The sequence below is a fragment of the Pseudomonas lopnurensis genome, from assembly GCF_015070855.1.
GTDB lineage: Bacteria > Pseudomonadota > Gammaproteobacteria > Pseudomonadales > Pseudomonadaceae > Stutzerimonas > Stutzerimonas lopnurensis.
Genome location: NZ_JADDIX010000100.1, coordinates 52,319 through 62,121 on the forward strand (window position 1 = coordinate 52,319; position 9,803 = coordinate 62,121).

Annotated in this window: 10 protein-coding genes and 1 pseudogene; 5 read left to right on the forward strand and 6 right to left on the reverse strand. The window is 56.6% G+C overall.

Features of this window, described 5'->3' with window-relative positions:
- Positions 1 to 188 precede the first annotated feature (188 nt).
- Positions 189 to 681, reverse strand: a pseudogene (locus IN820_RS22155) (IS30 family transposase); the annotation flags it as partial.
- Positions 682 to 958: 277 nt separating this feature from the next.
- Between IN820_RS22155 and IN820_RS22160 the strand changes: the two are divergent.
- The gene (locus IN820_RS22160) at positions 959 to 2,071 is read left to right on the forward strand and encodes a glycosyltransferase (protein ID WP_080977938.1); all 1,113 of its coding nucleotides are present in this window, start codon (positions 959 to 961) and stop codon (positions 2,069 to 2,071) included.
- Positions 2,068 to 2,928, forward strand: coding sequence for a glycosyltransferase (locus IN820_RS22165; protein WP_193683042.1), 861 nt, complete (start codon positions 2,068 to 2,070; stop codon positions 2,926 to 2,928). Before IN820_RS22160 ends, IN820_RS22165 begins: the two co-directional genes overlap by 4 nt.
- Before the next feature lie 4 nt (positions 2,929 to 2,932).
- On the opposite strand, the gene IN820_RS22170 is transcribed toward IN820_RS22165, so the two are convergent.
- Both IN820_RS22170 and IN820_RS22175 read right to left on the reverse strand, forming a co-directional pair.
- Positions 2,933 to 3,607 carry a lipopolysaccharide kinase InaA family protein gene (locus IN820_RS22170; RefSeq protein WP_049325426.1) on the reverse strand — a complete coding sequence of 225 codons (675 nt, stop codon included), beginning with the start codon at positions 3,605 to 3,607 and terminating at the stop codon, positions 2,933 to 2,935.
- A gap of 2 nt (positions 3,608 to 3,609) precedes the next feature.
- The gene (locus IN820_RS22175; protein ID WP_080977937.1) at positions 3,610 to 4,827 is read right to left on the reverse strand and encodes an O-antigen ligase family protein; all 1,218 of its coding nucleotides are present in this window, start codon (positions 4,825 to 4,827) and stop codon (positions 3,610 to 3,612) included.
- Between the two features lie 168 nt (positions 4,828 to 4,995).
- Between IN820_RS22175 and msbA the strand changes: the two genes are divergently transcribed.
- The 3 genes from msbA to IN820_RS22190 are packed head-to-tail and all read left to right on the forward strand — an operon-like array spanning position 4,996 to position 9,127.
- Positions 4,996 to 6,813 carry a lipid A export permease/ATP-binding protein MsbA gene (msbA, locus tag IN820_RS22180; protein WP_193683043.1) on the forward strand — a complete coding sequence of 606 codons (1,818 nt, stop codon included), beginning with the start codon at positions 4,996 to 4,998 and terminating at the stop codon, positions 6,811 to 6,813.
- Complete coding sequence (locus IN820_RS22185) at positions 6,814 to 7,710, forward strand: GNAT family N-acetyltransferase (protein ID WP_193683044.1); 897 nt, start codon at positions 6,814 to 6,816, stop codon at positions 7,708 to 7,710.
- Between the two features lie 4 nt (positions 7,711 to 7,714).
- A complete protein-coding gene (locus IN820_RS22190; protein WP_193683045.1) occupies positions 7,715 to 9,127 on the forward strand; it encodes a PIG-L deacetylase family protein in 1,413 nt (470 codons plus the stop codon).
- 98 nt (positions 9,128 to 9,225) lie between these two features.
- Here IN820_RS22190 and IN820_RS22195 read toward each other — a convergent pair whose 3' ends face one another.
- From IN820_RS22195 to IN820_RS22205, 3 genes are read right to left on the reverse strand one after another with little or no spacing between them, the layout of a single operon-like run.
- Positions 9,226 to 9,339: a BrnA antitoxin family protein gene (locus tag IN820_RS22195; protein WP_193683046.1), complete on the reverse strand. Its 114-nt coding sequence runs from the start codon at positions 9,337 to 9,339 to the stop codon at positions 9,226 to 9,228.
- A complete protein-coding gene (locus tag IN820_RS22200) occupies positions 9,336 to 9,491 on the reverse strand; it encodes a hypothetical protein (RefSeq protein WP_193683047.1) in 156 nt (51 codons plus the stop codon). Before IN820_RS22200 ends, IN820_RS22195 begins: the two co-directional genes overlap by 4 nt.
- A complete protein-coding gene (locus tag IN820_RS22205) occupies positions 9,451 to 9,669 on the reverse strand; it encodes a BrnT family toxin (protein ID WP_193683080.1) in 219 nt (72 codons plus the stop codon). The genes IN820_RS22200 and IN820_RS22205 overlap by 41 nt, the downstream gene beginning before the upstream one ends.
- Positions 9,670 to 9,803 lie beyond the last annotated feature (134 nt).

The window sequence follows — 9,803 nt, forward strand, 5'->3', positions numbered from 1 at the left end:
CGCCATTGTAGCATCACCCGCCTCCTCACGCTCGTGATAGTGGGTGGTTGCAGGGGGGGTGAATGCAGCACGGTTATTGAATTGTGGTTGGAGTATTATGCTACGTTACCAGTTCCTCGTTCATCAGCTCCGATGGGGCGCTTGAAATCGAAGCGCTTACGCAGAACATATTCGGTTGCAGGGCCCCGTGTGCCGACAGATCCGTGCCCTTGATCAGGTTGCCATTTCCGATGGCTAAGTGTCAGGCGGTCTTCTATCTCCGGTGGGTGCACGTGAATGCTGTTCATCTCGGGAACCGAACCACAACGATCCACGCCGCTCGAGCACCGTCTTACCTTGGCGCAGACAACAGATGATCAACTCCTTGTGCGGCTCGCCGACCGGCAGGGCATAGATCGTGTTGTAGGTGTCTCGGGGCAGGCGTAGGCATCTCGCAGGCTGGGTGTGTCCATGCTGTGCAGCTTGTGCCGGTAATCTGCTCGGAGGCAAGCGCTCATGGCGGGAGTTTTGCGCTTGGGACAAGCTTGCCGGCGGACCTACATCTGTTGCTGGGTTGCGCGGGTGAGTCGCCGCCACAGATATCTCGATTGCAACGCAATTCCTGGCTGTTGGGTGGGATCGGGTAATCAAACAGGTAATCTTAGGCGGGCTGGAGCTTTGGTGTGACCGATGAATGATGATGGCTCTTCAGTGCTGAGTTCGGAATAAGATATGTGGGCACCGTGCCGGAAAGATCAGGTGTTGTTGCACTCAGGTCCCTGCAACCGTCGGGGCATTTGATATAGTGACGCCTGCTACTGTCGGAATGCTCGCATCGTTAGGGGTGTTTTTTCGCATGGAATACCTTGGCTCTGCTTGATGATGGCTTTATGCGGCTATTGAGTCGTTGATTTTCTAGCATGGCTGGATTGGTGTTGATTTAATTTATTAGTCGTTTTTTCGTGATGAAGGTTTGATTTTGATAAAGAAGATAAGGGTTCTTCAACTGCAGAACTACCCTGATGCGAGTACTGCAGCAGTTGCTGAAGAGATCAGTAACGCCTTGCCTAGAGAAGTTTATGAGGTGGATTCGGTATTTCTCCGAGGGCATCAAGAGAACTCAATTTGTCTTGGCTGTAGTCAGGAAGAATTGAAAGGCCTGCGCCTTCGCGCACTCTTGCAACTGTACAAATTTATTCGGCAAGGAAAGTATGATGTGGTAATAGCTCATCGTTTCAAGTCGATGAGTATGTTGATGTTGTTAAATATTTTCTTATCCATTTCTCTTTGTGTCGGCGTCTTGCATGGTGTTGGTGATTTTGATCGAGCTTATAGGCGTTGGCAATCCCGTAAACTCTTGCGTTCAAACTGGCGTGTTGTGGGTGTGTCTCGGTCAGTTACAGATTATTTGCTTGGTTGTAATGCTGGTTTTAATGAAGATAATACTCGGTTGATTAATAATGCAATTGACATTGTCCTTGCTGAGCGCAGCCAGTACAGTCGTCAACGGGCTCGCGAGCTGCTGGGTATGCCATCAAATATCTTTTTGTTTGGAGCGATTGGTAGGTTGGTTCCGGTCAAAGGGCATATTCATTTAATTGAAGCGTTTGCTTTGCTTAAGGACGAATATCCGGAAGCTCAGTTCGCTATTATCGGAGGTGGACGTTTGCATGGCGAGCTAGCATCGGCTATCTCTCAATGCGGCTTATCGAACCGGGTCCACTTGCTCGGTGCGAAAGAGAATGCTCTGCAATACGTGCGAGCCTTCGATGTTTTTGTTATGCCTTCATTAAGTGAAGGATTGCCGTTAGCTCTACTGGAAGGTATGAGTGGTCACTTGCCGGTAATTTCTTCGGATATAGATAGTCTGAAATCCGTCGTCAAAAATTGCGGAGGACGTACTTTTCCGGTTGGTGATTCTGTGGCCTTGGCGCAACGGATGAGGGAGGTCATGGACTTGACTGCTGAACAGCGTGCGGCGGAAGGGGAGCGGGTCTATGCTTATTTATGTCATGCCTACGGCATAGACGGGTTTAGGCGTAGTTATCGAAATTTGCTCGAAGAAGCTTTGCAAGAGACGAGGCGGGTATGAGTGCACAGCCGCTGGTAACGGTAATCATCGCCTCATATAACCATGCTCCTTATATCGAGGAGAGCATTCTCAGCGTGCTGGGCCAGAGCTACCCGTATATTGAATTGCTGGTGGTCGATGATGGTTCGAAGGACGATAGTGTCAGGCGCATCCGCCAGTTGCAGCAACAATATGGTTTTGACTTCCGTGTCCAAGCCAATCAGGGGCTGGCTCGGACACTGAACGATTGTATCTCCAGGGCGCGAGGAAGCCTGTTCGCGCCGCTCGGCTCGGATGATGTGATGCTGCCGGAGCGTATTGCCACTCAGGTCGCCTATATGCAGAACAAGCCTGAGGTTGGCATCTGCGCTGGCAATATCGAACAGATTGATGGTGCGGGCAAGACTTTGGAAAAGCGCAATCGCGAGCGGCCGTTCCGGCGCCTGAATTTCGAAGACCTGTTCGTTTCGAAAAAGGATTGCCCTCCGGCGCCGACGTTGCTGTTCCGGCGCGAAGCACTGGAGCAGATAGGGGGTTTCGATCCCGATATCATGCTTGAGGATCTACAGGTCGAGCTGAAAATAACTCACGCCGGTTACTACATTGATGTGCTGAGAGATGTGTTGGCTAAATATCGTGTTCATGGAGCCAATACTTATAAGAACCGGCGGTTCATGATTGATAATGTGCTCAAAACCTACGGGTTGTTCAAGGAACATCCTGCCTACGAGCGGGCCTGCGCTCGCTATATCAATTCGATGTTTCTGAAATGCGCCAACCAGGATAAAGTCCTGGCGCGAGAGCTGTTGCGTGAATTACCGTTGCGCTATTGGAACGGCAAGACGCTGCGTGGACTTGGGCGTTTGGTCCTTGGCTGAAGGCTCATCCGGTCTGGTTATCGTTAGGATGAAGCCCGTGAATGCTCTTTGACAAGTGCGCCGCCGCGGCTGGACCGCACTTTTCAGCATAGCCTGCTAGCAGAGCCTCCAAATGCTGGAAAGCTAGCCAATTCGCCTCTTCTTTATAGCGTAAAATGTGCGCTAGATTTCTTTTTCGTTTTCCGGCGCTCAATGGGCGATTGGAAACGTGCATGTCGGATAGGTCGATGAGCCCGAAACGGGCGTCGGGCAACAATAGAACATTGCCAAAATGCAGCGAGCGGAAATAGACGCCGCTAAGGTGAAGCTGGCCGAGAAAAGAGCCGAAAAGTTGGACTTCTACGTTACGGCTGTTTTCGTCCAGCGTTCGCCAATGGCTGCGCAGCGTTTCACCGGAAAGCGGTTGGTATTGCACGGCATTGATTTGCAACTCAGGAATCTGCAGAACTTCCACTATAACGGGCGCGGCGATGCCCAATTTCCGCAGGCGCACAGCATTGTTGGCAAAGCGTGCGGCGGGGGGCGACCATAGCGCCGAGCTCAGCCAGCGTTTGCGTCGGTAGAGCTTAAGGAAGTCTCCATTGGCCAGGCGTACGACTTTGAGGCCATGACGGTCTTTCTCAATCGTGTGTGAATCCAGCAAAAGTTGGTTGAGACTTTCTTTTGTCAGGGTCTTCATTGTTATCGCTCCGGACGCTTGGCGAGAGACAAGGCCACAATCAGCGACAGCGGAATCCAGATTAGAAACCAGTTCTCATTGGGTCGAGGAAGGAAATTGCTGCCTTCGGTCATACCTGCTGTCAGCCCGCAAATGACCAGTGCCGAGGCGATGCAGAAGGAGGGAGATGTACGGTTCTTCAGGCTGGCGAGCAGCGCGCAGCCATACATCAGGCTCCAGAGCGTCAGTCCCACGATACCCAAGTCAATGGCTACTGCTAGCTCGACGTTGTGTGGATCGAAGAATGATCGGCCGGCTGCCGCCACCGGCAGTGTCAGCTCGCTGTTGAAACCATGCCCGATCCACGGGGATTCCAACAGGTGTTGCCAGCCTGCTAGCCATATCTCCGGGCGATAGGAAAGCCCTCGCTGGGTGAGTTTTTCAGGGAACAGTGCGAGGGTCAGCAGGCCACAGAATACAAGCACGCCTAGTAGTAGCCATGCTTTGGGTTGGCGCCAGATGATGGCTAGCCATACTGCAGTTATGGATACGGCTAGCAACGGCGTTCTGGAACCCGTGGCTATCAAGGCTGCGAGTAGGATGAGGGCGCTTATTGCTGCAACATATTTGTGTCGTTCGATGCAAACCCAGTGGGCCATCCAATAGGTACAAAAAAAGCCCAACACATGAGAGGTCAAGAGTGGATTCATCAGGCTTCCACTGCCAATCAGGCGGGCTTTCGTGGGGTTGGAGTAGAAGTGAATGGCCAGATTATAGACGGCAGCAACGACGACGAACATGGATGCGGTAAACAACAGCCGCTGAATCAGTTCCGCGCGGGCTGTAGCCATGGCTGCACAGCCGACAAAAAACATCAATATGTACAGGGGGCGCTTGACCAGAGAGGAAGCAGAATCGTCGCTATCAGTCCATGCCAGGCTGATCAGCAGCCACGTACATAGAGCTAGTAGGCTGATAACTGTCGGTATCTGGACCAATTCACGGATACGGCTTGGCCGGATGACTAGTAGCAAAAGGGCCGGTAGGGCGAATAACGAGTAGAAGGTCTTCGAATACAGGCTACGCTCGGGTAACCAGAACAAGCCGGTCAATAAGACCAGATAGCCTACAGGCAGCCAATAGTGAATGATGAAGTATTCGAATTTATGCGCGGTACTGGCAAGGGCGTTTCGTAGCACAGGGTGATTGCTCTTTGTATGGGTTCCATCAATCGCTGACATCAGGTCCGCGGATTTCTTGCGTGTGGGTGTTCAGATGTCAAAAAAGCGCTGCATAGCTCTGTCTCTTGGATTGCGCTTGGCCATCTTGAAAAAATAGCCGGTTCTTTGCAGGTGCTCATTGGCTGATACAATCCCGATCCCTCCAATTGCCGTTGCAAGGGCCGCCGAATGGCTAATTCTACCCAGCAATCCAGTGTAAAGGTGTATCTGCGGTTGCTGCGCTACGTGCTCCCCTACTGGGGGCTGTTCGCTATCAGCCTGTTTGGCTTCCTGATCTTCGCCTCCACCCAGCCAATGCTCGGCTACATTCTCAAGTTTTTCGTTGATGGGCTGAACAACCCGGACGCCAGTTTTTTCGCTCAGGTTCCTTATCTGCAGGATCAGGCATGGCTGGCGGAGCTGAAGCTACTGCAAGCCGTGCCTCTGCTGATAGTACTCATCGCCCTGCTGCAAGGCATCGGCTCGTATCTCGGCAACTATTTCCTGGCCAGGGTCTCGCTCGGGTTGGTGCATGATCTGCGTGTCGCCCTGTTCAACAACATGCTGACGCTGCCCAACCGCTATTTCGATAGCCACAACTCCGGGCATCTGATTTCCCGCATCACCTATAACGTGACCATGGTCACTGGCGCGGCAACGGATGCGATCAAGGTCGTGGTACGGGAGGGTATGACCGTTATTTTCCTGTTCGCCACGCTGCTCTGGATGAACTGGAAACTGACCATGGTGATGGTGGCGATCCTGCCGGTCATCGGTGTGATGGTGGCCAGCGCCAGCAAGAAATTCCGCAAGCAGAGCAAGAAGATCCAGGTCGCAATGGGCGACGTTACCCATGTCGCATCCGAAACCATCCAGGGCTACCGGGTGGTGCGCAGCTTCGGTGGCGAGGCCTACGAGCAGGCCCGCTTTCTCGACGCCAGCAGGGACAATACCGGCAAGCAGTTGCGCATGGTCAAGACGAACGCCGTCTACACGCCGACCCTGCAACTGGTGATCTACAGCGCCATGGCCGTGCTGATGTTCCTGGTGCTGTATATGCGCGGCGACGCGTCGGCCGGCGATCTGGTGGCATACATCACGCTGGCTGGCCTGCTGCCCAAACCGATCAGGCAGCTTTCGGAGGTGAGCTCCACGATCCAGAAAGGCGTTTCCGGTGCCGAGAGCATTTTCGAGCAATTGGACGAAGAACCCGAGATCGACAGGGGGTCGCAAGAACGCCAGCGTGTCAGCGGGCATTTGCAGGTTGAGGGGCTCAGCTTCGTCTACCCCGGCACGGACAAACAGGTGCTGCACGATATCAGCTTCACCGCCGAGCCAGGACAGATGGTGGCGCTGGTCGGACGTTCGGGCAGCGGCAAGTCTACCTTGGCGAACCTCATTCCGCGTTTCTACCACCATGATCGGGGGCAGATCCTGCTAGACGGGGTGGAAGTGGAGGATTACACCCTGCGCAACCTGCGCCGGCATATCGCTCTGGTCACCCAGCAGGTCACGCTGTTCAACGACACGGTCGCCAACAACATCGCCTATGGCGACCTCGCCGGCGCGCCGCTTGAAGCTATCCAGCGCGCGGCTCGCGACGCCTACGCCGATGAATTCATCGAGCAGATGCCGCGGGGCTATGACACTCTGGTCGGCGAGAACGGCGTACTGCTTTCCGGGGGGCAGCGCCAGCGTCTTGCCATTGCCCGTGCATTGCTGAAGAACGCGCCTGTGCTGATTCTGGATGAGGCGACATCCGCGCTGGATACCGAATCCGAGCGGCACATCCAGGGTGCGCTGGACCATGTGATGACGGGCCGTACCACACTGGTCATCGCCCACCGCCTGAGCACCATCGAGAAGGCCGATCTGATTCTGGTCATGGAGCAGGGGCGCATCGTCGAACGCGGCACCCATGCCGAGCTGCTTGCGGTGAATGGCGCCTACGCGAGGCTTCATGCGACGCAGTTCAAGGATGAAGTGTCCGACGAACAGGAATCCTGAATGCTGCAGCTCCTTCAGCGCTGGCGCGAACGTGGCTGGCGCACTATCGATGCCTCCACCTATGCCGAGATCTGGCAGCGTTACGGCGGCAGTGTGGCGACCCATCCCGACGTGATCGAGCGACTGGCCGGTCTTGCCGGCATTCCGGTGCGCTATCTGGCCTGGGAGCGGGAAGGCGAATGGATCGCCGCGGTTCCCTGCTGGGGCCGTCACCTGGCACTGTCCAAGGATGTCCTGAAAAAGACCGGCAAGCGTGGCCTATTCGACCTGGGCAATGCCGAGGTCATCCTGCCGGTGGCCGAGGATGCCTGCGTGCCGATACGCCAGCGTCTGTGCTATGTCTCCGAGCTCAATGCCGGGCGCATTGCCACTCTGCGCGAGCAGCACGAGGGCCTGGCGCTGGCGCGCCAACCCGAGGAGTACTCGAAGAAATTCCGCTACAACCAGCGGCGCGAATTGCGTCTGTTCGAAGAGGCAGGCGGCGTGGTGCGCTCGGTGGCGGAGTTCACCCCCGCCGAGCTGGCTGCCATCTATACCGACCTGTTCGAGCGTCGCTGGGGCTTCGAGGTACCAGGCAAGCCCCATCTGACCGAAGTCTTCGGCCTGTTGCGGGAGTTCCTGCGTGGATCGCTGCTGATGCTGGACGGTTTTCCCGTGGCCGTTCAGGTGCTGTACAGCGTCGAGTCGTTAGGCTGGATCAGTTACGAGTACATCAATGGTGGTGTCGACCCTCGTGCCCATCACCTCAGCCCCGGCAGCGTTCTCAGCTTCATCAATACCCAGGCCGCTTGGGACGTGGCGCGGCATCGGGGCAAGGCACTGCGCTATTCGTTCGGTCGGGCCGATCGGGACTACAAGGATCGTTGGTGCAACAGGGTCGCCGCGTTTCGGACGTGAATGAATGGAAACACGCAAGCAGCAATTGCTGCGCCGTCACCGGCGCGGCAAACGTATCTTCATGGTCCTGGCTCTGCTGGTTCTGGTCGCGCTGGATTGGTTCGCCGGCTGGAACAGTCTGCCGGTACTGCTGATCCTGGCCTGGATCGCCCATGAGGCCTGGCTCGCCGACCATCTGTTCTATTCGCCGAGGGAGGACTATCGCTATGCCTTCCCCGACTCTGCGCAGAAGATAGGCGGCCGCCTGAACAAGGGGCGGCTGGTGCTGGAGCCTGGAGAACTGTCCGACGATGCCGATACCCTGATGCTCGAGGTGCAGGTGCGTACCACCTGGCTCGGTCGCTGGCTGGACCCTCATGTACTGATCGCCGATGGCCAACCCTGCGATCGCCAGGACTTCGAGCGCGGCGCATGGGGGCGCCGTTACCTCAACCTTTCCGGCCTGCTGCCGGCTCTGAGGGCGGGGCGCGTACAATTGCGGACGCGCTTCTGTCGCCTGGCCCCCGAAGTCTGCCTGCATGTTTTCAGCAATCCGGACTACGCAGCGCGCCGGGTGATGGTCATCGCCCCTCACGCGGACGATGCCGAGCTTGCTGCCTTCGGCCTCTACAGTCGTAGCGCACAGGCCAGCATAGTCACCCTCACCCAGGGTGAGATCGAGGCTCAGAACTACCGCCGGCTCGGTCTTGACAAGGCCGCCGCGGCGCGCCTCAAGGGCCGACTGCGTAGCTGGAGCAGTTTGGCCGTGCCGCTTTGGGGTGGCGTGCCTGCGAATCGCTGCGTGCAACTGGGGTACTACTGCCTGCAGCTGGCGCCCATGGTCGCCGAGCCGGACAAGGCTTTCCCTTCGCTTGAATCCGGCGATTCGGATATCCGTAGCGTGCGCCGTTTCAACCCCCTGGCATTACCGGGAGACATGGACGGTGTACCCAGCTGGAACAATCTGGTGAGCGACCTCGCCGCGTTGCTCAAGCTGTTTCGGCCCGAAGTGGTGGTGCTGCCGCACCCCGAACTGGACCCCCATCCCGACCATATCCAGGCTAGTCGGGCCTTGGACGAAGCCATCGCGCTCGGTGACTGGTGTCCCGAGCTCCGCTTGCTCTATGCCAATCACCTATATGACAACGATCGCTGGCCCATGGGACCGGTGGGTAGTGGCGTGGCTTTGCCACCGCGGCAGGAGCCATTGCCGGCGGATGGTCTATGGAGCCCGGTGCTGAACGCCACTGCTCGTCTGGACAAGGCCCAGGCGCTGGCCATGCAGCACGACCTGCAGCCCCCCCTGCCGCTGAAGAAGCGCCTGCGCCGGATCATTCAATGGGTGCTGGCAGGTCGCCGTTGGCCGGAGTTCGGTCAGGACGACTTCTTCCGCAAGGCCGTGCGTCGTCATGAGCTGTTCTGGGTGCGCAAACCGTAATTGGTGTCGCGGGCCTGCCCAAAAGCTGAAGAGTATCGCCCCGGGGTCGCGTCTTAGGCGGCAGGTACTAAGTATTCAAACGGGTAGGGAGCCTGCTATCAGCTCCGATGCTCCTGCACATACCCCCTGAGAGCGGCGTTGATGCGAGTTTGCCAGCCCTCGCCGTCCTTTTTGAAGGCCGCTAGAACGTCGGCGTCCAGGCGCAGAGTCACCGCTCTTTTGGCTGAACCTTGGGCGGGCGACCTCGGCGAAGCCGCTTTTCGCCATCATACAAGTCCGCTTCGGCAACCCAGACGTCAGTGATTTCCGGCGCGTCGTCGGGATCACTCCAGGGCGTCGCGGACGGTACGTTGCTCTTTTTCATGCATATACCTCATTGAAATGATGCGGCGCACCTCGCCGCGTGGCGTCCACGTCACCGCAACCAAGCGGCCACCGTACCAACCAACCGTCGTAAAACGTTCCTCTCCGTAGTCGAAGCGGTCATCGCGCCGAGTGAGATGCTTGCGTTGAAAAACTTCCCCTGCTCGGTTGAAGTCAATTCCCCGCTCCTCCTTTTGTTCTGGCCGCTTTAGCCAAGTTGAACTCGATTTCCATGGCTTCTTTTTCTGTAACTACAAAAAATAGTCTAGTGGACTGTCTTGGAAGTTCGTTTATTCATGCGTTGCCTCGACTC

Coding starts and splice junctions, on each gene's coding strand:
- IN820_RS22165 (WP_193683042.1), top strand. CDS start 2,068: ATGAGTGCACAGCCGCTGGTAACGGTAATCATCGCCTCATATAACCAT.
- IN820_RS22170 (WP_049325426.1), bottom strand. CDS start 3,607: ATGAAGACCCTGACAAAAGAAAGTCTCAACCAACTTTTGCTGGATTCA.
- IN820_RS22175 (WP_080977937.1), bottom strand. CDS start 4,827: ATGTCAGCGATTGATGGAACCCATACAAAGAGCAATCACCCTGTGCTA.
- msbA (WP_193683043.1), top strand. CDS start 4,996: ATGGCTAATTCTACCCAGCAATCCAGTGTAAAGGTGTATCTGCGGTTG.
- IN820_RS22185 (WP_193683044.1), top strand. CDS start 6,814: ATGCTGCAGCTCCTTCAGCGCTGGCGCGAACGTGGCTGGCGCACTATC.
- IN820_RS22190 (WP_193683045.1), top strand. CDS start 7,715: ATGGAAACACGCAAGCAGCAATTGCTGCGCCGTCACCGGCGCGGCAAA.
- IN820_RS22200 (WP_193683047.1), bottom strand. CDS start 9,491: ATGAAAAAGAGCAACGTACCGTCCGCGACGCCCTGGAGTGATCCCGAC.